The sequence below is a fragment of the Veillonella orientalis genome, from assembly GCF_018406505.1.
Lineage (GTDB): Bacteria > Bacillota > Negativicutes > Veillonellales > Veillonellaceae > Veillonella > Veillonella nakazawae.
The window spans coordinates 1,191,015-1,213,944 of sequence record NZ_AP022322.1; the positions used below are offsets into that span (position 1 = coordinate 1,191,015).

At 36.5% G+C, this 22,930-nt stretch carries 20 protein-coding genes; 2 read left to right on the forward strand and 18 right to left on the reverse strand.

Annotated features, from left to right (window positions below; translation table 11 throughout):
- Positions 1–14: 14 nt before the first annotated feature.
- The 13 genes from VEIS1202513_RS05415 to VEIS1202513_RS05475 all read right to left on the reverse strand — a co-directional run bounded on the left by VEIS1202513_RS05415 (position 15) and on the right by VEIS1202513_RS05475 (position 15,896).
- Positions 15–509 (reverse strand): D-glycero-alpha-D-manno-heptose-1,7-bisphosphate 7-phosphatase, encoded by a 495-nt coding sequence (locus VEIS1202513_RS05415; protein ID WP_213466920.1) that lies wholly within the window; start codon positions 507–509, stop codon positions 15–17.
- Positions 509–1,474: an ADP-glyceromanno-heptose 6-epimerase gene (gene rfaD, locus VEIS1202513_RS05420; RefSeq protein WP_005386892.1), complete on the reverse strand. Its 966-nt coding sequence runs from the start codon at positions 1,472–1,474 to the stop codon at positions 509–511. The genes VEIS1202513_RS05415 and rfaD overlap by 1 nt, the downstream gene beginning before the upstream one ends.
- The gene (gene rfaE1, locus VEIS1202513_RS05425; RefSeq protein ID WP_213466921.1) at positions 1,471–2,949 is read right to left on the reverse strand and encodes a D-glycero-beta-D-manno-heptose-7-phosphate kinase; all 1,479 of its coding nucleotides are present in this window, start codon (positions 2,947–2,949) and stop codon (positions 1,471–1,473) included. Before rfaE1 ends, rfaD begins: the two co-directional genes overlap by 4 nt.
- A gap of 96 nt (positions 2,950–3,045) precedes the next feature.
- A complete protein-coding gene (gene gmhA / locus VEIS1202513_RS05430) occupies positions 3,046–3,615 on the reverse strand; it encodes a D-sedoheptulose 7-phosphate isomerase (protein WP_060924703.1) in 570 nt (189 codons plus the stop codon).
- A complete protein-coding gene (locus VEIS1202513_RS05435) occupies positions 3,615–4,541 on the reverse strand; it encodes a dipeptidase (RefSeq protein WP_213466922.1) in 927 nt (308 codons plus the stop codon). The genes gmhA and VEIS1202513_RS05435 overlap by 1 nt, the downstream gene beginning before the upstream one ends.
- A 25-nt stretch (positions 4,542–4,566) precedes the next feature.
- Entirely contained in the window at positions 4,567–5,043 is a 477-nt protein-coding gene (nrdR, locus tag VEIS1202513_RS05440) for a transcriptional regulator NrdR (protein ID WP_060924705.1), read from the reverse strand.
- A 198-nt stretch (positions 5,044–5,241) separates the two neighbouring features.
- Positions 5,242–8,688, reverse strand: a complete 3,447-nt coding sequence (locus VEIS1202513_RS05445; RefSeq protein ID WP_213466924.1) for a pyruvate carboxylase — start codon at positions 8,686–8,688, stop codon at positions 5,242–5,244.
- 285 nt (positions 8,689–8,973) lie between these two features.
- Positions 8,974–10,320, reverse strand: a complete 1,347-nt coding sequence (locus VEIS1202513_RS05450) for a M18 family aminopeptidase (protein ID WP_213466925.1) — start codon at positions 10,318–10,320, stop codon at positions 8,974–8,976.
- A 233-nt stretch (positions 10,321–10,553) separates the two neighbouring features.
- The gene (locus VEIS1202513_RS05455; protein WP_213466926.1) at positions 10,554–11,954 is read right to left on the reverse strand and encodes an anion permease; all 1,401 of its coding nucleotides are present in this window, start codon (positions 11,952–11,954) and stop codon (positions 10,554–10,556) included.
- Between the two features lie 332 nt (positions 11,955–12,286).
- A complete protein-coding gene (tnpA, locus tag VEIS1202513_RS05460) occupies positions 12,287–12,748 on the reverse strand; it encodes an IS200/IS605 family transposase (protein ID WP_005380067.1) in 462 nt (153 codons plus the stop codon).
- A 207-nt stretch (positions 12,749–12,955) separates the two neighbouring features.
- Positions 12,956–13,789 (reverse strand): Mrp/NBP35 family ATP-binding protein, encoded by an 834-nt coding sequence (locus VEIS1202513_RS05465; RefSeq protein ID WP_213466928.1) that lies wholly within the window; start codon positions 13,787–13,789, stop codon positions 12,956–12,958.
- Between the two features lie 123 nt (positions 13,790–13,912).
- Positions 13,913–15,106, reverse strand: coding sequence for an aminotransferase-like domain-containing protein (locus tag VEIS1202513_RS05470; protein ID WP_213466930.1), 1,194 nt, complete (start codon positions 15,104–15,106; stop codon positions 13,913–13,915).
- Between the two features lie 52 nt (positions 15,107–15,158).
- Positions 15,159–15,896 (reverse strand): TVP38/TMEM64 family protein, encoded by a 738-nt coding sequence (locus tag VEIS1202513_RS05475; RefSeq protein WP_178885137.1) that lies wholly within the window; start codon positions 15,894–15,896, stop codon positions 15,159–15,161.
- Positions 15,897–16,294: 398 nt separating this feature from the next.
- Between VEIS1202513_RS05475 and VEIS1202513_RS05480 the strand changes: the two genes are divergently transcribed.
- Entirely contained in the window at positions 16,295–16,687 is a 393-nt protein-coding gene (locus tag VEIS1202513_RS05480) for a thioesterase family protein (RefSeq protein WP_213466932.1), read from the forward strand.
- A gap of 85 nt (positions 16,688–16,772) precedes the next feature.
- Here the strand turns inward: VEIS1202513_RS05480 and VEIS1202513_RS05485 are convergent, their stop codons facing one another.
- The 3 genes from VEIS1202513_RS05485 to VEIS1202513_RS05495 form a co-directional block, all read right to left on the reverse strand.
- Positions 16,773–17,891 (reverse strand): IS1249 family transposase, encoded by a 1,119-nt coding sequence (locus VEIS1202513_RS05485; protein WP_213466934.1) that lies wholly within the window; start codon positions 17,889–17,891, stop codon positions 16,773–16,775.
- 307 nt (positions 17,892–18,198) lie between these two features.
- Positions 18,199–19,221, reverse strand: coding sequence for a branched-chain amino acid aminotransferase (locus VEIS1202513_RS05490; protein WP_213466935.1), 1,023 nt, complete (start codon positions 19,219–19,221; stop codon positions 18,199–18,201).
- 149 nt (positions 19,222–19,370) lie between these two features.
- A complete protein-coding gene (locus VEIS1202513_RS05495; RefSeq protein WP_213466937.1) occupies positions 19,371–20,591 on the reverse strand; it encodes a hypothetical protein in 1,221 nt (406 codons plus the stop codon).
- Between the two features lie 158 nt (positions 20,592–20,749).
- Between VEIS1202513_RS05495 and VEIS1202513_RS05500 the strand changes: the two genes are divergently transcribed.
- Positions 20,750–21,415 (forward strand): fumarylacetoacetate hydrolase family protein, encoded by a 666-nt coding sequence (locus tag VEIS1202513_RS05500; protein WP_213466939.1) that lies wholly within the window; start codon positions 20,750–20,752, stop codon positions 21,413–21,415.
- A gap of 114 nt (positions 21,416–21,529) precedes the next feature.
- Here the strand turns inward: VEIS1202513_RS05500 and VEIS1202513_RS05505 are convergent, their stop codons facing one another.
- Together VEIS1202513_RS05505 and VEIS1202513_RS05510 are read right to left on the reverse strand one after the other, a co-directional pair.
- A complete protein-coding gene (locus VEIS1202513_RS05505) occupies positions 21,530–22,027 on the reverse strand; it encodes a methylated-DNA--[protein]-cysteine S-methyltransferase (protein WP_105089065.1) in 498 nt (165 codons plus the stop codon).
- A gap of 102 nt (positions 22,028–22,129) precedes the next feature.
- Positions 22,130–22,909 carry a protein-ADP-ribose hydrolase gene (locus VEIS1202513_RS05510; RefSeq protein WP_213466941.1) on the reverse strand — a complete coding sequence of 260 codons (780 nt, stop codon included), beginning with the start codon at positions 22,907–22,909 and terminating at the stop codon, positions 22,130–22,132.
- Positions 22,910–22,930 lie beyond the last annotated feature (21 nt).

Consider the following 22,930-nt stretch of genomic DNA (forward strand, 5'->3'; position numbering starts at 1 on the left):
AAATAAATAATGGACTAAATAATAGTCTTAATAAAATCTAACAAATTTGTACCTGTAAATAGATAGCCTTTTACACCAGCCGCTTCTGCTGCATCAACATCGCGCTGACTATCACCGATAAGAAAGCTAGCTTTAGGATCTACATCATAATCCTTAATAGCTTGATTGATCATACCAGGCTTTGGCTTTCTACATTCACAATCGACAGCATAAAGTTGCACAGATCCTTCTTTATGGTGAGGGCAATAATAAAAATGTAAAATTGGTGCCCCACTGCGATCTAGTTCATGAGCCATGTGATCATGTAAAATCTGAACATCAGATTCCTTATAATAACCTCTAGCTACACCACTTTGATTTGTCACTACAATGAGGTCATAGCCCTTGTTATACGCATAAGCTAGTGCTTCTTTAGCTCCATCCACCCATTCTAAATCGCTGATTTTATATAAATAGCTAACATCTTTATTGATAACACCATCGCGATCTAAAAATAATACCTTGCGCATTAACGTAAATACCCTTCGTTATTATCGAGTAGTTCACAATATTCTTTAACAGCATCTTCCATTTTATGGAACCCTTTATCATAACCAGCAGCCAATAATTTAGTAGTATCAGCCTCAGTAAAGCTTTGGTATTTACCTTTTAATACCTCAGGGAATGGAATATATTCAATCTTGCCTTTACCGTTGTAGTCAATAACAGCTTGCATGAATTGATTAAAGCTATGAGCATTACCAGTACCGCAGTTAAAAGTACCAGAAATTTCTGGATGCTCCCAGAAGTAGAAGTTTACATTAACTACGTCTTTAACATAGATAAAGTCACGTGTTTGACCACCATCTTCGTAGCCATCTGTACCTTCAAATAGATTGATAATACCAGTTTCTTTATTTTTGTAGAACATTTGGCGAACTAAGGAAGCCATTTTATCTTTATGAGCTTCATTAGGACCATATACATTGAAGTAACGTAAACCTACAACTTGCGCTGTATACTCACCTTCATATTTACGCACATAACGGTCGAATAACAATTTAGAGTACGCATATGGATTGAGGGCTTCTTCGGCTTCTGGTTTTTCTACGAAACCATTAGTACCATTGCCATAAGTAGATGCAGAGGATGCATAGATGAATGGAATACGACGGTCTTGGCAATAATGGAATAGATTTTTAGAACCTTCATAGTTGTTCTTCATCATATATTTGCCGTTATATTCCATTGTGTCTGCACAAGCGCCTTCGTGGAATACGACTTCAATAGGGCCCACATCGAATGTACCGTCAGCGATAGCACAATCAAAATCATCACAATCGATATAATCTAAGAATTCTAGATTTTGAATATTTCGGATTTTACGACCATCTGTAAGGTCATCAACAATAAGAATATCTGTACGACCACGGTCATTTAACGCTTTCACAATATTACTGCCAATAAAACCAGCACCGCCTGTTACGATAATCATAATTTACCCTCCTTAGCCATAGTAGCTATTTTCCCTACAATATCTGATGTAGAATAACCTTCTTTAAATGAAAGCACCTCTACATGATCTACGGACTCACGTCCAATAATGTCTTCTATCTTATAATCGCCGCCCTTAACAAGCGTATTAGGACGTAAATAAGCTAATAGTTCAGCTGGTGTATCCTCTTCGAATAACACCACACCATCAATACAACGCAATGCGCTTAATAATGCAGCTCTATCCTCTTCACGTACGATGGGACGCGTTTCCCCTTTTAGGCGTCTAACAGAAGCATCGGAATTTAATCCAATAATTAAATGGTCGCCTAACTGAGCCGCCTCTTGTAAATACGTAATATGTCCACGATGAAGAATATCAAAACAACCATTAGTAAACACAACAGTTTCACCTTTGTTTTGCCATTGTGCAATAAGTTGCTTCATCTCTTCTTTTGTATATAAAGGTTTAGATTGAACACTATGCTTATAAGAATGCCATAAATCCAATAGTTCAGATCGGTGGATTGGATATGTGCCCACCTTAGATACGACAATACCAGCAGCACCATTTGCAATATGTAATGCCAAACGCATAGATAGACCGCTAGCAAGGCATGTCATCATCATAGATACAACCGTATCGCCTGCACCACTTACATCGAATACCTCTTGTTGTGTAGCCGGATTATGCCATGTGCGTCCATCCTTTGCAATAACAGTAATCCCTTTTGCTGACCGTGTAGCTACAATATATTCTAAATCAACATTAGCCAGTACTGACTTAGCTGCCTCTACGATGGTGGCATCATCATTAGCTAACTTATGACCTACACATTCACCTAGTTCTTTTACATTCGGTGTAATACAGGTTGCACCACTATATTTAGACCAGTCTGAACCTTTAGGATCAACAATGGTTTGTACACCATACGCCTTAGCTAAACTAAAGATTTTTTTTAGCAATGTTGGTGTACAAACGCCTTTGCCATAGTCAGATACAACAATACCATCGATACCAGTCTTACATAGATTTTCTAGCCAAGCAGCCAGTCGCTTCTCTTCCTCACTTGTTAAATCTGTAATCGTTTCAAAATCAAGGCGCATCATCTGTTGTCGATCGCCTAAGATACGCATTTTAGTAATGGTAGAACGATTATCACTCGTTAATAAACCTGTTGTATCAATCTTATCAGCCTTTAGCAATTGTTGTAATAAACGACCATGGTCATCATTACCAGCAATAGCACCAAGATATACTGTGCAATCTAAATTTGATAAGTTTGACGCAACATTACCGGCGCCACCAAGCACTTCTTTCATCTTTGCCACGCGGTTTACAGGAACCGGTGCTTCCGGAGAAATACGACTTACATCACCAAAAACATAACGATCTACCATCACATCACCTATAACGGCAATCTTTAGATTTGGTAGTTGTTTTGTCAAAAATTGATTAATGGTAGCATTTATCATAATCCACCTATTCCTTACCACAATATACATGTATAACGAGTTATCTAAAAAACCGGGTTTCAAACATGTATCTATTTATAAATATGACCGTAACGGTTAATAATCTTCTTCAATGATTTCGCACATTATATGACCTGCCAGAATGTGCATTTCTTGAATACGTGCTGTCACATTGCTTGGAATAGCTAATGTAATATCACATAATTCAGCTAGTTTTCCACCGCCTTCACCTGTGAAAGCTATGGTGTGCATGCCGATAGAACGGGCCATTTCTGCAGCTTTTACAACATTCTTGGAGTTCCCAGATGTAGAAATCCCAATGAGAACGTCACCTGTACGGCCTAAGCCCTCTACTTGACGTGCAAAAACAGATTCAAAATCATAGTCATTTGCAATAGCTGTTAATGCAGATGTATCAGTAGTCAATGCAATACCTGCAAGAGAGCGTCGTTCCTTTTTAAAGCGACAAATCAATTCAGCTGCTAAATGTTGAGAATCAGCAGCAGAACCGCCATTACCACAGAACAAAATTTTATTGCCATTCTCTAGAGCCGCCTTACAGCGATATGCAATCTCTTGAATGGTATCCATATGCTCCATTGTCTTACCAAAGACTTCCAAATGCTCCGTAAAACGATCTGCAATGATTGGATTTAAATCAGTCATTATAAAATCTCCTTTAACAGTCTATCTGCATTTTTCCAGAATAATTTTTCACATTGTTCCACAGATAAACCAGCTTCTTTAAATGCATCGTATAATCGATACATTTCAGAAGTGTCTTTAATTTCTGTATCCGGCTTAATACCATCAAAATCGGTTCCTAATGCCACAACATCTTCCCCGCCTTTATTGATAAGATATAAACCATGATTTACGATATCTTCAATTCGACTTATCGGTGATGTGCCTAAAAAAGATTGGGCAAAGTTAAGGCCTATCACACCACCCTTATCAGCAATAAGCTTAATCAAATTATCTGGTAGATTTCTAGTATGGGCTGTAACTTCACGTGCATTGGAGTGTGATGCTACAAATGGTACATCTAAAATATCTCCTAATTGCTCAGTACCAGCATCATTCAGATGAGAACAATCGACGATTATCCCTAAATCTTGCATAGCCTCTACAAATTCAACGCCTTTTGATGTCAATTTTTTATGCTGCTCACCACAATGTGGCTCACCCAGTCCATTTGGATAATTCCAGGTAAGCGTAATAAGTCGAACCCCATCTTGATAAGCTTGTTTTAGTTTATCTAAATCGCCGCCTAGTACACCGCCCTCTTCAATAGACATGAGAGCGCCAATCTTGCCAGACTCATACACAGACTCTACATCTTGATAAGAGAGCACATGCTGAATGTGCTCTCCATAGTGATGAATTTGTGATGTACATAAATTACGCATCGCTTCATAACGACCATAAGGATCGTTTGTCTCACCAAGATTGATAAAAAGTGCAAAATCTTGCACCTTGCTGTGAGCTTTTTGTAATTTTTCTATATCGATTTTCCAAGTATTACGATACAAATCTCCACAATCAGGATGATCTATTAATTTCATTATCGTATCGCAGTGTAAATCTATCATAAAGCCTCACATATAGTATTAGTAATTAATTGCGTTTTGGTTTTTTAGAATCAAGTTTCTTTAATGCTTTCAATTCTTCCATAAAGCTATCAATGTTATCAAACTTACGATATACGCTGGCAAAACGAACATATGCAACTTGGTCAATATCTTTTAATTGTTGCAATACAAGTTCACCTATACGATCAGTAGTTACCTCTTGATTGATTTCATTTCGAATATCACGCTCTACATCATTAACCACTTGTTCCATCACAGACATTGGTACGGTACGTTTATCACAAGATCGCAATAGACCATTTAATAATTTACCGCGATCAAATAATTCACGACGTCCGTTTTTCTTTAATACCATAAGTGGTACTTCTTCTATAATTTCATAGGTAGTAAAGCGACGGCCACAATTGATACATTCGCGGCGACGGCGAATACTATTACCTTCATCAGTCGTTCTAGAGTCTGTTACCTTCGTGTCTGTGTGTTGGCAATAAGGACATCTCATCTGTTACTACTCCTTTTTTAATAATCACTCTAAAATAGTGCATAATACGCCCATTTTCTCTACTATATATAGTACCATGAAAGCCTTTAAAATACAAAGAATCCCTAGGATTTCCTAGGGATTCTTCCATTATTCTAGAGCATTTTATGTTATGAAATACTTTAGAAATAATATTTTTAATTTTATGTACTATTCTAACTATCGTTTAGGAGCATCTTCAACGCGAAGCAAGCAGTCGCCGGATTCGATGCGGCTACCTTCACGAACTAGGATTTCTTCTACGATACCATCAATAGGAGCAGTAATTGTAGTTTCCATCTTCATCGCTTCTGTAACGATCAATGGCTCACCTTTAGCTACAGATTGACCATTTTTAACGAGAATCTTAACAACGGAACCGGACAATGTAGCACCAATTTCACCAGGGTTAGATTCATCCGCTTTACGACGAACAACGCCAGTAGTCTTAGCATGTTTATCATGAACTTTAATACCACGAGGTTGACCATTGAACTCGAACAATACGATACGGTTACCATCTTCATCTGGTTCAGATAAGCCGTTCATTTTGATGATAAGTGTTTTACCTTTTTCGATAGTTACTTGAATTTCTTCGCCCCGTTTCATACCGAAGAAGAATGTTGGAGTATCAAGTACAGATACATTACCAAAGTCTTTTTTAAATTTATTGTAATCTTGGTAAACCTTAGGGTACAAGCAGTATGCACTGATATCTTCATCAGTTGTTTGAGCACCCATTTCACTCAATTCATTGCGAACATGTTCAAAGTCTGTTGGAGGCAATACTGCACCTGGACGAACTGTGATTGGTTTTGCACCTTTCAAGATAATTTTTTGTAACTCTTCAGGGAATCCTTGGTATGGAGTGCCAAGACGACCTTCAAAGAATTCAACTACGGATTGAGGGAAGTCTAATACATCGCCCTTTTCGTAAATATCTTTTTCAGTCAAGTTATTTTGTACCATGTACAATGTCATATCACCTACAACTTTAGAGGAAGGCGTTACTTTGATGATATCACCAAACATCATATTTACTTGGTGGTACATTTTCTTAATATCAGCCCAACGATCACCAAGGCCTACCATCTTAGCTTGTTGCTGCAAGTTGGAATATTGGCCACCTGGCATTTCATGTTGATATACTTCAGTGTTAGGATATGCTTCTGCTTTATCTACACCTTTGTAGTAAGGACGAATGCTGCCAAAGTAATGCGACATTTCTTCCATGTAATCAATGTTCATTTCAGGTTGACGTTCATGTCCACTCAATGCATAGTACATGGAGTTCATGCTAGGTTGAGATGTACCATTAGCAAATGCAGAGTATGCTAAGTCGATAACGTCTACACCAGCATCTACAGCGCGACCATAGGAATAGATAGCATTGCCAGAACCTTCATGTGTATGTAAATGAATCGGTACAGTAACAGCATCTTTTAAGGCAGATACAAGATTATAAGCAGCTTGAGGTTTCAATAAACCAGCCATATCTTTGATGGCAATAATATTAGCACCCGCTTTTTCAAGCTCTTTAGCCATATTTACATAGTAGTCTAAATTGTATTTAGGACGGTTGCAATCAAGAATATCCCCTGTATAGCACAATGCTACTTCAGCAATTTTGTTTTGTGCACGAACTTCATCAATAGCTACATGCATATTATCAAGGCTATTTAAGCTATCGAATACACGGAATACATCAATACCATTAGCAGCAGCACGTTGGATAAATTGACGAACTACATTATCTGGATAAGATGTGTAACCTACAGCATTAGCGCCACGAATAAGCATTTGAAGTAATGTATTAGGCACTTCGCGACGGAACATACGTAAGCGTTCCCATGGATCTTCATGTAAGAAACGATAGGATACGTCGAATGTAGCACCGCCCCAACATTCCAAGGAGAATAAGTTAGGAACACCTTTTGCAGCACGACCAGCTACGCGTGCCATATCAATGGTACGTAAACGTGTAGCAAATAAGGATTGGTGAGCATCACGCCATGTTGTATCTGTAAAGAATACTTGTTTTTGATCAGATAACCATTTACTGAAGCCTTCTGGTCCTAATTCATCAAATTTTTGTTTTGTACCAGCTGCTAGAGATACATCTAAATCAGATGGCATTTGAATTGGTTCAAAATCAGGTACCACTTGAGGACCTGCACCAGAGTAGCCATTGATTGTTACGTCAGCAATATAACGTAATAATTTAGTACCACGATCGCGGTCTGGTTTTAATTCAAACAATTCTGGATGGTCTTCAATGAAGTTAACAGTGTAGTTACCGCTTTGGAATTCAGGATTTTCAAGAACGTTAATCAAGAAGTGAATATTAGTTTTAACGCCACGAATACGGAATTCTTTTAAACAACGAAGCATTTTACGAATAGTTTCTTCGTTGTTAGGACCGAATGCAGTCGCTTTTACAAGCAAGGAATCATAGTAAGGTGTTACTACGGCACCAGTGAAAGCATTACCAGAGTCTAAGCGGATACCAAAGCCACCGGAGCTACGATATGCCAAGATTTTACCTGTATCAGGCATGAAGTTATTTTTAGGGTCTTCTGTAGTGATACGACATTGGATTGCAGTACCTTTACAAGGAACTTCATCTTGTGCTGGAATACCTACTTCTGGGCTATGTAAGTCATAACCTTCAGCAATACGGATTTGAGAATGAACGATATCAATATCTGTAATCATTTCTGTTACAGTATGTTCTACTTGGATACGAGGGTTAACTTCGATGAAATAGAAGGAGCCATCAGCAGTTACCAAGAATTCTACAGTACCCGCATTAACGTAGCCAACATTTTTCATGATTTTTACAGCTGCATCACATACGGCTTTACGAGTTTCCAATGGCAATGCAAAAGCTGGAGCCATTTCAACAACCTTTTGGTGACGACGTTGTACAGAGCAATCACGTTCATGTAAATGAACTACATTACCATGTTCATCACCTAAGATTTGTACTTCAATATGTTTAGGTTCAACAATAAGTTTTTCTACATATACATCATCATCGCCAAAAGCAGCTTTTGCTTCAGATTTAGCGCGATCATATGCATCACGAAGATCTTCTTTGCGATGAACCTCACGCATACCACGGCCGCCACCGCCATTTACGGCTTTAATCATCAATGGGAAACCATGAGTATTTGCAAATTCTTCTAATTGTTCAAAATCACGCAAAGCCCCATCTGAACCAGGGATCATTGGGATATCTGCCAATTTAGCTTGTGCACGAGCATTAACCTTATCACCGAACATATTCAAATGTTCTACATGAGGTCCAATGAAAATGATACCTTCTTCACCACAACGACGAGCGAACTCTTCGTTTTCAGATAAGAACCCATAACCTGGATGGATAGCATCAATATCATGTTCTTTTGCAATACGGATAATATCTTCAATATCAAGATATGCTTCAACTGGTTTTTTACCTTCCCCTACGAGATAGGCTTCGTCAGCTTGGTTGCGGTGCAAGGATAATGTATCCTCTTTGGAATAAATGGCTACAGTTTTAATACCCATTTCATTACATGCACGGAACACGCGGATCGCAATTTCACCACGGTTGGCAACCAATACGGATTTAATTTTTCTCATGTATTGCCTCCTACTAGCTTCCACTAATGTGAACTATCAGCTTTCATTTTTATTAATATATGAATATTTCCTATACTTATAGTCAAAACAATATATTTGGAAAACTCATCAAAATTTATGATGAGTATAATATTCATAATTATATATAACTATTATACAATATTTTCCACATATTTAAAGGATTATATTAATTACGAAATCATAAAATACATTATCCGCTGTTCATGAGTAAAACTCATATGTCTTTTATCGATGTACATCGAACTAGTTCTATATACTATATAATTAATCACCTAAGAAATGATTCATTAATCGGTTGAGTTGTTCTTGGTCATTGGCCCCCATCAACTCACGTGCAGAATGCATTGCCAACAATGGTAAGCCTACATCCATGGTTCTCATCGGCAACATAGCAGATGAAATAGATCCAACTGTAGACCCTCCTGGTATATCAGAACGATTTACATAAATTTGGTAGTTTGCCTCAGCTTCATCACACAAACCTTTAACAATGGCAATGGCTCTTGCATCACCTGCATAAGATTGGCTACATGCGATTTTTAGGGCTACCCCTTTATTAAGTGTAGGAATATTAGTGATATCGTTTTTCTCAGGGTAATTTGGATGTAAACCATGGGCTACATCAGAGGAAACCATAAACCCTTTAGAAATGAAACTTTCCATTTCTTGATTGGAATATCCTAATGCATCATATACACGTTTAATAAGGTTTGGTAAAAGCATACCTGCTCCACCCTGTTTTGTGCGACTCCCTACCTCTTCATTATCAAAGAGAATCGCACAGCGTACACCATTAGCATTATGTTTACGAGCTTGAATAATCCCGGAAAGCACACCAAAACAAGATGTTAAATTGTCTAAACGCGGTGCACTAATAAAATCTCCTTCTGTGCCCAAGACACAACCTTGTTCTGTTGGATATAATGTCATTTCATAAGATAATATTTCAGATGGATCACAGTTGACTTCATCAGCCAAGAACGTAGTCCACTCATCGTATTGAATATCAGATTCTGGGAATAGGCTTGGATTGTTCCGATCATTTAAAGATTTGCAAGAATTCGCCTTATCCTTACGATCCATCATTAATATAGGAAGCATTTCCTTTTGGCGATTTAATTTAACCCCATCATTAACGGAACGATTCATATGTATAGCTAAATTTGGAACGATCGCAATAGGACGTTTTGTATCAACCAATACGGAATCAACATCAAAGGCATTATCACCTTTTAATACAACAGTACCAGCCGCTCCTAGAGGACGATCAAGCCATGTATTTTCAATGAGACCACCATACATTTCTACATTCAGTTTAGTGTAACCTTTTACAGAGGTAATAGGATTAGGTTTAACACGGATCGCAGGAAAATCCGTATGTGCCGAAGCAATACGTAATGTATCTTCTGGTTTTTTACCTATATGAAAGGCAAATAAGGTAGTACCAAATACATTAACAACATAAGAACCAGAGTCTAATTGCCACTCATCATCTAAATTAAGTTCTGTAAATCCTGAATCCAATAACATTTGCAAACTTGTATCTACCGTATGGTACGGAGATGTACAGGCACCAATATATTTCAATAACTGTTCATTATCAAATTTCATAGTTTCCTCCTATGTAAAATAATGATGCAATTCTTTTATTCACTAGGAATAGTTTATATATGTATAATATTACAACATATACATTAATAATATATTAACTACACTTATTTTATCACAAAAAAGCCGTCCCAAACGGGACGGCTTTCCGTATATTTTGTAACTACATATCAAAACAACTCTAAAATCTAAAGTTTTTATGTATTACAAGTATATTATTTTATCGTTTTCAGTTCTTACCACATACCGATAGCTTTCATCCATACAGAACCAAGTCCCATAAAGATAATCAAGTTGATTACGGATGCAAAGAAACCAAGTTTCCACCATGTATTTTGAGGAACATAACCAGTATTAAAGATTACTGGAGATGGACCTGCTGCATAGTGAGTTAAAGACATACACAAGTTAGATGTGAATGCAATCATCAACAATGTTAACATTGGTGGTGCACCTGCAGAAATAGCAATTGCAGAGAATGCTACGAACATTGCAGAAATATGTGCAGTTAAAGATGCGAATACATAGTGGGAATATGTATTAATAAGTACAGCTATAACGAAGGCAATAATCCAAGATCCTTCTGGAATATAACCACCTACAAGTACTGTTGCCCATTTGATGAAACCTAATTTGGACAAGAAGCCTGCAAAGCCCATTAAAGTACCCATCCAAACTAATGTATCCCAAGCACCTTTTTCACTTTTAACATCATCCCAAACAAGAACGCTTGTAGCAAGCAAAATAGAGATGCCTAAAAATGCAACAGTTGTAGCATCGATTTTAGTAAACTGAGAAGTAGCCCATAAAACTAAAGCTAAAATAAATACGCCTAACATAACCCATTCTTGGAAGGACATTTTACCAAGGCCTTTTAACTCTTCTTTAATCATTTGTTGTGCTTCACGAGCATCTTTAATTTCAGGTGGGTAAACTTTATAAATAAAGTACGGCATAATGATCAATGCAATGATACCAGGTACGATAGCTGCCATAGCCCAGTCACCCCATGTAATACCGATGCCAAAGGATTGAAGCGCCAATGCTGCAACCAATGTGTTACCAGCCATAGATGTTTGGAACATAGCAGATGTAATCGTATTAACTTGATAAATGGATTGCATCAAGAAGGAACCAATTTTACGAGGACCATCTTGAGGTTCAGAACCAAATGCTTTTGCCAAGCTAGTAGTAATCGGCATAATAACACCACCTACACGAGCTGTGTTAGATGGAGTTGCTGGAGCCAAAATTAGATCAGATAAAGCTAATGCATAAGCTAAACGTAAGGAGCTACTACCAAAAGCAGCAATCAAATTATATGCAATACGTTTCCCCAAACCAGTTTTAATAAAGCCACGAGAGAATAAGAACGCACCTACGATTAACCAAATAGCAGAGTTAGCAAAACCGGAGATAGCTTCACCAATTTTCAAAGTACCAGTCAAAGCTGCTACAGTAATCACAACGATGGATACGCCACCAATCGGTAATGGCTGAGTAATAAAGCCTACGATTGTAGCCACAAAAATGGCGAATAAATGCCAAGATTGAGGTGTTAACCCCTCTGGTGTCGGAATAAACCATAGGCCTATACCAAAGACCGCTGGAATAATCCAGTTTAACAGTTTTTTCATACACATACCTCCTACATAGGAAAAAACTAAAATATATAACTGCTGAAATACCAAGGCATCGCAAGGTGACTATAAAACACACAGTAGCCCCTATCCTACGGTGTCTTCAGTATATATCAGTAGTATGTGAAGTGAGATATATAATTATTTCTTCTTATAATAAATATAATATATTACATCATAAAAAGAAATCAGAACCACCCGTAAAACGGGTGGTTTGCTCACGGGCTATAAGCCCGTAGTACTAGGCCAGCGTCTAAAGGCGCTGGCTTTCACTACGTTCAAGCCGCATAGCCATTGACTCGTAACGTTCCCCTTAAAGGGGATGTGTATTACTTGCTACCCTTAAAAGGGTCCTCATATTCTTTTACACTAAGTTTATCTTTCATTTGGTCATGTAACTCTTGCTCACGTATATATTTCTTTACTGTAGCCTCATTTAAACCTACTGTACTAACATAATAACCCTCGGACCAAAAGTGTCTATTTCCAAATTTATACTTTAAGTTTGCGTGTTTATCGAACATCATTAGTGCACTTTTCCCTTTTAAGTATCCCATAAAAGATGATACTGATATTTTAGGCGGGATTAATACTAGCATATGCACATGATCAGCCATAAGCTCCCCCTCTATAATCTTGACGCCCTTATATTCACATAAACGTCTCAATATTTCACGTAAACTATTTCTGTATTGATTATATATAACTTTACGTCTATACTTAGGTGTAAATACTATGTGGTATTTGCATAACCATTTTGTGTGCGCAAGGCTCTGTGTCTTTGTTGCCATATAAAATCACCTTTCTTTTGCATATAATGCGGCTTGAACACCTACATTATACTTAAGCAAGGTGATTTTTTTGTATAACTTTCGTTGCCGCACCCGCATAGCGGGTGGTTTAATGATTCGCGACTACGTCGCGAACCAGTCTAAAGACAATAATGAAAAAAAGCTGTGCATCACGAGGTATGCACAGCTTTCATTAACATATAAATCCTATTCTGGTAAAGATACGTTTTCTAAGTTTGTTTTCTCGATAGCTTCAATATCACCTTTATCACAAAGATTTGCAATAGTTGGATCAATTGGCAAACGATTCAACAATAATAGACCGTATTTTTGAAGGATTTCTTCAATGTGGCTTTCACCAAAGATTTGATAATCCTTACCATTATCTGGGCAATGGAAGTAAGAGTAGTTTTCCACTACACCAATAATAGGCACTTGCATTAAATCAGCCATCTTAACTGCTTTTTCAACAATCATGGATACCAAGTCTTGAGGAGATGTAACAATGATGATACCATCCAATTTCAAAGATTGATATACAGTAATTGCTACGTCACCTGTTCCTGGCGGCATATCAACGAATAAATAATCGATGTCTTTCCAAATAACATCACTATAGAATTGTTTTACCACATTGCCTAAAATAGGACCACGCCATAAAACAGGATCTGTATCGTTTTCCAAAAGGAGGTTAACAGACATAACGTCAATGCCGCCTTTAGATTTTACAGGATACATACCAATTTCGTCAGCATATGCTTTTTCCTTGATACCAAACATTTTAGGAATAGAAGGACCTGTAATATCCGCATCGAGGATACCTACTTTGTAACCTTTACGCGCCATAGTAATAGCCATTAAGCTTGTAACGGAGGATTTACCTACGCCACCTTTACCAGATACTACGCCGATTACATGTTTAACAGAACTAAGCTCGTGTAATGGAGCTGTAAGATCTTGAGGTTGTTGAGGAGCGCCGCCACCGCAACCAGAGGATTGAGATGGGCATCCGCCACAATCACTGCTGCTACCGCAACCCATAGTAAACACCTACTTTCTTTGAGGAACTACCTCACATCTATATGTAAAACTTTTTCTCTATATGGTAGATACAATGTATCTACTGTTACATTGTATCATGTCATATCAAACTTTATCAATATATTACTCGCCACAGAACTCTTTAGTTAAAGTTCCAAGAATTTCCATGCCCTTTGTAATTTCTTCTACTGTTGGTACAGTATAGCTCAAACGGAATGCATGTCCTTCCCCTGCTCCATCAGCTGCAAAGGCACCACACTTAATAATCCCTATATTTCTGTCCATACATGCTTCGAAGAATTCATCACAATTTACATCCTCAGGCATCGTCATCCATGCAAACATACCACCAGTAGGCTGTGTTAACTTAACCTTAGAGCTTGCATACTTGTTAAAAGCATTTAACAAGGCATCACATTTTGTTTTATAAACTTTACGTACATTTTCCAAATGTGCGTCGTAATCGATTGTATCGAGCACTTTAGCTACCACTTTTTGCGTAACTAATGGCATTTGCCCTGCCGTATTATTTTTTAATGCTTGAATAGCTTCAATAACTTTAGCTGGGCCAAATAAGAAACCTACACGCAAACCAGCAGATAATGTCTTTGAATACGAACCTGCATAGAGAACACGATTTTCTGTATCAAAGGATTTAAATGTTGGAATGTACTCACCAGCAAAGCGAATCTCACCGTATGGATCATCTTCATAGATAAACAAATCATATTTAGACGCAATAGCGTAAATTTCTTTACGGCGTTCCAACGGCATTGTAATACCTGTTGGGTTTTGGAAGTTAGGAATGAGATAAATATATTTACCTTTACCAGATTGAGCCGCTTTTTCTAATTCACTAGGAATCATGCCATACTCATCAGTCTTAATACCTAATGCTTTACCACCCATATTGCGTACAGAATTAATGGCACTGGTAAAAGTGAATTCATCCATGTATACTTCATCGCCAGGTTCTAATACAGTAATCGGTACAAGACCTAAGAGTTGCCCCGCCCCATTAGAGATAATAAGACCTTGTCCTTCTGGATTCATCTTATGCGTTTTTACAAGACGATCTAATGTCAATTCTGCTAATCGTGCATCACCTTGCATTGGTCCATATTGTAAAAGACTCATTGGATTAGAGTGAACTACTTCATCAAAAGCCTTTTCGATGATTTCCACAGGAATCGCTTCAGGTGCAGGATTGCCAATACCAAAACTAATAAAACCTTCTACCCCTACACCACGTTCAAATACTTCACGAATAAAATTAGGACCTTTTAGGGTCACCCGTTCAGGAAGAGAAAAGCTCATACTATCGCCTCTTTCATATATACTAAATTGAATAACATTTAATTAGAGATTGTTAAGCATTAGGATCATGCTCTTGTTCAGCGTTTTTCTTATTGATATAGTTCTTATATACTTTCCAAAGAATGAAGTATACAACACCTGCAACAAGAACAATAATTCCTAATCGCCCCATATTCTCTTGGAAATTTACAATATCTGTACCGATAGCTACTTCAAGAGCTGTAGATGGGAACTTACCAATTAAATTTGCTAAGATGTAGTCTCTCGGTTTAATCTTACTAATAGCACCAAGTGCTGTGATCACACCAGATGGAAAATATGGTAAGGATCTGGCAAATAACATGACCACAAAACCATTTTTACCAGAGAAATCATCTACTTTCATCAATACTGTACTCTTAGCAATAAGCTTATCTGCTGTATCACGTAAAAAGTAACGCATAATATAAAAGCTAATGACTACGCCAATCGTTTCTGCAAGCCAAGAAATAATTATGCCCGGCCACATGCCGAATACGAGACCGTTTGCGGTAGATATAAAGATAGATGGTAGAAAACCAACAGCATTAACAAAAATATCAAGAAGCATACTAACAACCATGGCCATTGGGCCAAAGCCTTGAATATACTCTGCTATCTCATCCATGGATCCACTCGTCGCTAAATGCCACATAGTAGGATAGAATGTAGGATCTACTATATTGATGGCAATTAATAGAATGACAAAACCAATGCCTGCTATTAACTGTACCCAACCTTCACCAGAAGGCTTTAATTTTTTTGTACTCATATATACCTCGTTTTATAAAAAACTAGTTCTATTATATCACGGATTCTATAGAACTGTTATACGTAAGAACCTAAACATTCTATTTATCTAATTACTACCAGTCAAAAATATTATCATTAGAACTTTCATATGTTATTTTTTTACTACCCGTTAAAATATTACCATTCATACTTTTTATTACCATTCATACTTTTATATGCTATTTTTTCAATTACTACCAGTTAAAAATATTAGGATTATAAGTTATATAGGCTAGTTTTATAGATACTACCAGTTAAAAATAATTACTTTTAACTGGTAGTATCTATAAAATATGTATAATAGCATTAGCATAAAAATTATCGAAAGATGTATAATACTATTATAACGAGAATATTCTTAATGAAAGAAGGTATATTATGGTATCAGCAGGTCAAACAGCTACAGCGACTGTAACAGTTACAGAATCTAATATTGCTAAAACAATGAAATCCGGTTCTTTAGAGGTCTTTGCCACACCAGCTATGTGTGCATTAATGGAAGAAGCAGCACAAGCAGCAGTACAACCATATTTAGAAGATGGCGAAGGCACTGTAGGTATCGCTCTATCCATTACTCATGAGGCCCCTACTCCACTTGGTGCAACAGTAACTGCTAAAGCTACAGTTAGTGCTGTAGAAGGACGTAAAATAACCTTTGATATTGAAGCATCTGACGGCGTTGGTATCATTGGTCGAGGAACTCATGAACGATTTGTTATTAATAACGAAAAATTCATGGCTAAAGTAGTAAGTCGTGCAAAATCTAACTAATAACTAGTTTTAATAATAGTCTATAACTAATTTTACAATACCCTTATCTCTAATTTAGGGTTATAGGACAAAAAGTGTTGCTATTTCAGTCCCAAAGATTGGTAAATAGGCGATCATAATTATGCAAATCGCTCCAAACAATAGCATCACCCCAAGTTGGAATAGAGGCTTCTAACCTAGATTGTTCATGTATGGTATGATATATATCAGAAATACTCTTGTTGGTCGGCATAACCTTAAGTATTTCTGCATTAGAAAGCGGGTTCGGTGAGTGCATATAGCACCACCAGAACACCGCTTTTATTCGTCTTTCAATAGACATTCCTCTATGATTACGTAACATAGCGCGTAACTGAGCATTTACGCCACCTTCTATACGATTATTAGTAGCCGGACAGGTACATGTTAATGATGTATCTAAGTAAGTAAACAAACATCTTTTATTGATTAATTTAATTAAGGAATTTTCTGCTTTTATGAGTCGTTCGTGTTTAGGTCGTATCGTACCATTTTCGTCAACGGTCATTTCTGATAGAAATACTCTATGTCGTACTTTCCATGACATAACGTTTTGTACCCACTTTACGGCATGATCTTGTGTGTGTATCGTTAATAAATCCCTTGCAATTCCATATAATTCACGGCCAGCAATCGTTTTAGGACGTATTGTTGTATAGCGTTTTACTTGTTGAAATGCGTGAAATAAGCATCTTTGTAGTTTGGCCTTCGGCCAAACTTTTTTTAATGCCTTTTGAAAGCCGGTACCACCATCGGATACAACTACTGTAGGTGGTGAAATACGTCGTAATAAAGCCTCCCAAGCCTTAGAATGTTCATATCTACAAACATACCAGCCTAAGACATGCGTCTCATTACAACAGATTAAAATGCAAGCATTTCTAGCTAAATAAATACCATCAACAAATACTACGCTACTTGATGATTCAACTTTTGGTGGTAATGGCCAAAGTTCCCAAAACTGTGATGTTTTTCTCCGAAATGAACGTCCATCACCAGCCATATCTAACTGTGTGTGTTTACCAAATAACCAATCCAAAAACATCTGTAAATTATTGTTAGTTTTATTCACTTTATTTGTGAATGAGCAAGAACATTGATTACAATACCAACGTTGAGAACCCGCATTTGTTCTACCATTTTTCTTACAAATGAAACCACAACTAGGGCATCTGACTAGTTTCATAATTATACTCCTTCTAAAAAATATATCTTTCTAGAAAGATAAAACCTTATTTGAGTCAGTAAAATCAAGGGAGTTCAGACTTTTTAGCAACACTTTTTGTCCTATATGTAAAAGTTACTCAAAAAGATAAAATGCCGATAGAGCCAGTATTTAACTACCTCCATCGGCATTAACAGCAACACTTTTTGTCCTATAACCCCTAATTTAACATATCAAAATAAGACAAAAATGGCATCTATCCAACGATAGATGCCATTTCTATTTACGTGTTAGATTATATAATCTACTACATTAATCTATTAAAAGATTAGCAAATTTTAACTACCCAGCCTTCAGGAGCTTCGATTTCACCATGTTGAATGCCAAGTAATGTATCATATAATTTTTTAGTGATAGGACCCATATCATCCATACCAGCCGGTACATTAATAGTACCTTCTGGAGTATCGATTTGACCTACTGGAGAAATAACAGCTGCTGTACCACAAAGACCAATTTCAGCAAAGTCTTTTAATTCATCTTTATGAACAGGGCGATTTTCTACAGTCATACCAAGGTAGTGTTCTGCTACATACATCAAAGAACGACGTGTAATGGATGGCAAAATACTATCGGATTTAGGTGTAACTAATTTACCATCTTTAGTGATGAAGATAAAGTTTGCACCACCAGTTTCTTCTACATGTGTACGAGTAGCCGCATCAAGGTACATGTTTTCTGCATAACCTTTGTTATGAGCATCAGTGATAGCATACAAACTCATAGCATAATTCAAACCAGCTTTAATATGACCAGTACCATGAGGAGCTGCACGATCAAAATCAGTGATACGAATTTTGATTGGTTTAGCGCCACCTTTGAAGTAAGGTCCTACTGGTGTAGTAAATACACGGAATTGATATTCATCTGCAGGTTTTACACCGATAACGGAGTTTGTACCCATCATATATGGACGAATATAAAGGCTTGCACCATGACCATAAGGAGGAACAAAGTCTTTATTTGCTTTTACAACTTCTTTTACAGCTTCAAGGAAACGACCTTCAGGTAATGTAGGCATTACAAGGCGTTCACAAGATTGATTCAAACGAACTGCATTCAAATCTGGACGGAAGCATACGATGTGACCATCTTTAGTGTAGTATGCTTTCAAACCTTCAAAGACAGTTTGAGCGTATTGGAATACACCAGCACATTCATTAAGAACAACGTTAGCATCAGTAATTAATCCGCCTTCGTCCCATTTACCATCTTTATATGTAGTCAAATAACGGTAGTCGGTTTCTACATAACCAAAACCGAGATTATCCCAATCGATATTCTTGCTCATAACAATAACCTCCATGCTTATTAATATACTTATAATCTTAACACTATGAGCAAGTTATTTCAACATATTCTATAGAGAACAAAAATTAGACATGTAATAAGTTAAGTATACTTAAGTACAAAATATAGAATACCACTTATTTTGATGCCTTATAAATCATATAGATCATCATATCTATAACGATTGGTATCATAAATAATTTCTATGTCTTTATCTATAATAAATTTAGTTCGTTTCAAATCATAAGGTACATCGTAACGCGTATGATATGAAATAGATTCTACACGACCAGTACGAACCGCATTATCGGATCCAAACGGAACTTTTACAATATCCCCTTCATATATATCATTTCTATCAGTACGATAATAAAATTCCTGGTTTATCTTAAAAATATATACAGAACAATACGTATAAATCCTTCTATCAGATGTATGATTTGATTGTAAAAACTCTTGTAAAGATTTATCTCTTGTGTGAGCATGTATAAAATTAATTAGATTTTTATACCAAGTGGGCACATACTGATCTGTTAGATTCCCTATAAACAATGTATCCTCTTTATGCGCCCATTTAATACGTACTGTTACTATACCACCACGAGCAGGATCTCTATCAAGGTCATGACTTTCACTAAGACTAAAAGAATCTAGACTATATAGCGTTCCGCCAATGTGAAAGTCAATATCTTGCTTCAATTGATGAATCATTTGATTATCTACATACTCGCTATGACTATGACTAGAGTGACCAAATTGCTTACTATTACAATCAATGGAAATAGACGCATTCCAATTAAAATTCAATGTATTTACATCACCATATTCTTGGTACATATTTTTTTGCACTTCAATATGAATCTCTTGAATTCTATCTTTTTCTCGATTTCCATCAAATAAAAGTAATGTAGGCATACCTAGGATTTGTCTGAATAGTATAGACATGGCCCTCAGGGTATTATCAAAAGGAAATTCATATATAAATTCCTGATCTTTAGTGTTGATGAGCTGCACTTGGACAGCACACTCATCCTCATCATATAGGTCAATATCATCAGAAAATCTACACCCCATAAGCTCTAATAGATATTGTTTTTTAGATTCGTCAATTGAGTACTCCTTAGTAGTTAAGGATTCTATTTTCCCCTCTACAGGTTTTGAGATATGCCCCCATTTAATGCCATAGGTAACACTTATGGCTTCCTTAATAGAAATATGTTGTATCTCTTCAATATAGTAATCTTTACGATTTAATTTCACTTCCTTTGCAACGCCATCTGGTAAATCACCATACCAGCTACCCGTACTTATAATGTCACAAGATGCTACGGTACCTATAAATTTATCTGTCACATTTCTATGCATATACATAGGGACTCCTCCTTTTATTACTTTGTTTAAGTATAATAAACAGGATGTGACAAAAATGCCTCTATATAATTATTTCGTCAAAAATATTCTTTACATACCGATTTATATTATAATTAACTTACAATATATGTATCTTATCTCTTAAGGAGGTATCTCTCATGAAAGAATCTACTAACCGTACCCTAATTACTAATCCCAAAAACATTATCTGTATCGGTTTAAACTATGCAGACCATATAGAGGAAACTAGTCTTGCTACACATGATTTTCCAGAAATCTTTATGAAAACATCTAATGCATTAGCGTCACATCAAGATATAGTTCCCATTCAAGATAAAAACCTTCATTATGATTACGAAGGAGAACTAGTTATCGTCATTGGTAAGGCTGGTAAAAATATATCTCGTGAACAGGCCAGAGACCATATATTAGGCTATACCATTGGAAATGATGTTTCTGCTCGAATCTTACAATTTAGAGGCTCTCAATGGATTCTCGGCAAATCACTAGATAACTTTGCCCCTATTGGTCCTACTATTGTTTCTCCAGATGATTTTGATTTTGACAATGCCACTATTACTACAACAGTAAATGGTGAAATACGTCAACAAGCCAAATTACAACAAATGATGTTTAAACCGGACGCGATTATCGAATTTGTATCCCAGTATATTACACTACAAGAGGGTGACATTATCTTTACCGGTACACCTAGTGGTGTTGTACTTGGTAAAAATGAAAGCAAATATGGTTGGTTAAAATCAGGAGATACCGTATCTATATCGATTAGTGGCATTGGTACCTTAGTAAATCAATTTAAATAGTCCCACCTATATATACCAAAAGAGATTACCTATGATGTGTCTATCCATCATAAGTAATCTCTTTCTTCTTTTTCTATAAGTCTATTTAAATATGATTTTACAATCTAATATGTACTATTTATGTTTCGCTTCAAGATCAAGCATGTATTTCTTACGTTCAATACCGCCAGCATAGCCAGTTAATTTTCCATTACTACCAATCACACGATGACATGGAATGATAATAGATATAGGATTATGACCTACAGCACCTCCTACTGCTTGGGCAGACATCCTATCTTTTCCTTGCTGTTTTGCAATCTCTTTACCTATATCTCCATATGTTGTAGTTTCACCATAAGCTATAGTTTGTAATATGGACCATACAGACTTACGGAACTCTGTCCCCTCTAACTGAATCGGTGGTGTAATAAAAGGCTTTTTACCATTAAAGTATTGGTCTAGCCACATAATAGTTACTTCAAATGGACCTGTTAGTTGCTCTATATACTCCGCATCATCATAACTTGGTGCATAATCTTCATCGATAAAAAACAAATCTGTTAAGTATGATAATGTACCAAGCATAATCATAGTTCCTAATGGGCTTTCATAGGTGTATTTATAATTCATAGTACATTATCTCCTTCTTAAACTAACAATTCATTCATAACCTTTTGTATGTCATTATTAAATGATACAGTATTTTTATGAATTTCAAAAGGAGTATATTATTTATCCCAATAATTTGTTGTAGATGTCATAATCTATATCCTTAAATACATTAAATACCACTTGTATTTTACTATTTGTTTCTTTTAAATATGTTCGTACCGTATCTATGGCAATCTGTGCTGCTTCTTCATTAGGGAATCTAAATTCACCAGTAGAAATACAACAGAATGCAATGGAGCGTAATTTATAAGCATTAGCTAACTTTAAACAGGATTGATAGCAAGAAGCTAATTCAATTCTTTCCTTATCTGTTACACTTTCATAAATAATAGGACCTACCGTATGAAGTACATGCTTTGCGGGCAAATTATACCCATAGGTCATACGAGCCACACCCGTTTTTTCAGGCATTTCCATATACTCAGTCATTCTAGCACATTCCATGCGAAGCTCTATACCAGCAAAGGTATGGATTTCATTATCGATACACTTATGATTTGGAGCAAAACATCCGAGTAATTTATTATTGGCTGCATTTACAATAGCATCTACAGATAATCGAGTAATATCTCCTTGCCACAAATAAATCTGAGGCTCTCGCTCTTCCATATCACTAATCGTTACGATTCCCTTTTCATGGGCCAATATATTTAAATATTCAGACTCTATCTTCATCCATTCAAGAGGCATTCCACCAGCAGGACGAATATTACATAAAGATCTAAAGAGAGTAAATTGCTCTTCTTCATTTATAGGGATATCTATATGTTCGTTATGCCGCTCATTGTATTCTGCTACTAAGCCTTCAACCAAATAGCGTAACCGTTCTTGCTGTGTCATATGTAACTCCTTTTTTTATAG

What these genes read in the sequence shown, in the direction of transcription:
- VEIS1202513_RS05415 (WP_213466920.1), bottom strand. Translation starts at nt 509, where the DNA reads ATGCGCAAGGTATTATTTTTAGATCGCGATGGTGTTATCAATAAAGAT.
- rfaD (WP_005386892.1), bottom strand. Translation starts at nt 1,474, where the DNA reads ATGATTATCGTAACAGGCGGTGCTGGTTTTATTGGCAGTAATATTGTG.
- rfaE1 (WP_213466921.1), bottom strand. Translation starts at nt 2,949, where the DNA reads ATGATAAATGCTACCATTAATCAATTTTTGACAAAACAACTACCAAAT.
- gmhA (WP_060924703.1), bottom strand. Translation starts at nt 3,615, where the DNA reads ATGACTGATTTAAATCCAATCATTGCAGATCGTTTTACGGAGCATTTG.
- VEIS1202513_RS05435 (WP_213466922.1), bottom strand. Translation starts at nt 4,541, where the DNA reads ATGATAGATTTACACTGCGATACGATAATGAAATTAATAGATCATCCT.
- nrdR (WP_060924705.1), bottom strand. Translation starts at nt 5,043, where the DNA reads ATGAGATGTCCTTATTGCCAACACACAGACACGAAGGTAACAGACTCT.
- VEIS1202513_RS05445 (WP_213466924.1), bottom strand. Translation starts at nt 8,688, where the DNA reads ATGAGAAAAATTAAATCCGTATTGGTTGCCAACCGTGGTGAAATTGCG.
- VEIS1202513_RS05450 (WP_213466925.1), bottom strand. Translation starts at nt 10,320, where the DNA reads ATGAAATTTGATAATGAACAGTTATTGAAATATATTGGTGCCTGTACA.
- VEIS1202513_RS05455 (WP_213466926.1), bottom strand. Translation starts at nt 11,954, where the DNA reads ATGAAAAAACTGTTAAACTGGATTATTCCAGCGGTCTTTGGTATAGGC.
- tnpA (WP_005380067.1), bottom strand. Translation starts at nt 12,748, where the DNA reads ATGGCAACAAAGACACAGAGCCTTGCGCACACAAAATGGTTATGCAAA.
- VEIS1202513_RS05465 (WP_213466928.1), bottom strand. Translation starts at nt 13,789, where the DNA reads ATGGGTTGCGGTAGCAGCAGTGATTGTGGCGGATGCCCATCTCAATCC.
- VEIS1202513_RS05470 (WP_213466930.1), bottom strand. Translation starts at nt 15,106, where the DNA reads ATGAGCTTTTCTCTTCCTGAACGGGTGACCCTAAAAGGTCCTAATTTT.
- VEIS1202513_RS05475 (WP_178885137.1), bottom strand. Translation starts at nt 15,896, where the DNA reads ATGAGTACAAAAAAATTAAAGCCTTCTGGTGAAGGTTGGGTACAGTTA.
- VEIS1202513_RS05480 (WP_213466932.1), top strand. Translation starts at nt 16,295, where the DNA reads ATGGTATCAGCAGGTCAAACAGCTACAGCGACTGTAACAGTTACAGAA.
- VEIS1202513_RS05485 (WP_213466934.1), bottom strand. Translation starts at nt 17,891, where the DNA reads ATGAAACTAGTCAGATGCCCTAGTTGTGGTTTCATTTGTAAGAAAAAT.
- VEIS1202513_RS05490 (WP_213466935.1), bottom strand. Translation starts at nt 19,221, where the DNA reads ATGAGCAAGAATATCGATTGGGATAATCTCGGTTTTGGTTATGTAGAA.
- VEIS1202513_RS05495 (WP_213466937.1), bottom strand. Translation starts at nt 20,591, where the DNA reads ATGTATATGCATAGAAATGTGACAGATAAATTTATAGGTACCGTAGCA.
- VEIS1202513_RS05500 (WP_213466939.1), top strand. Translation starts at nt 20,750, where the DNA reads ATGAAAGAATCTACTAACCGTACCCTAATTACTAATCCCAAAAACATT.
- VEIS1202513_RS05505 (WP_105089065.1), bottom strand. Translation starts at nt 22,027, where the DNA reads ATGAATTATAAATACACCTATGAAAGCCCATTAGGAACTATGATTATG.
- VEIS1202513_RS05510 (WP_213466941.1), bottom strand. Translation starts at nt 22,909, where the DNA reads ATGACACAGCAAGAACGGTTACGCTATTTGGTTGAAGGCTTAGTAGCA.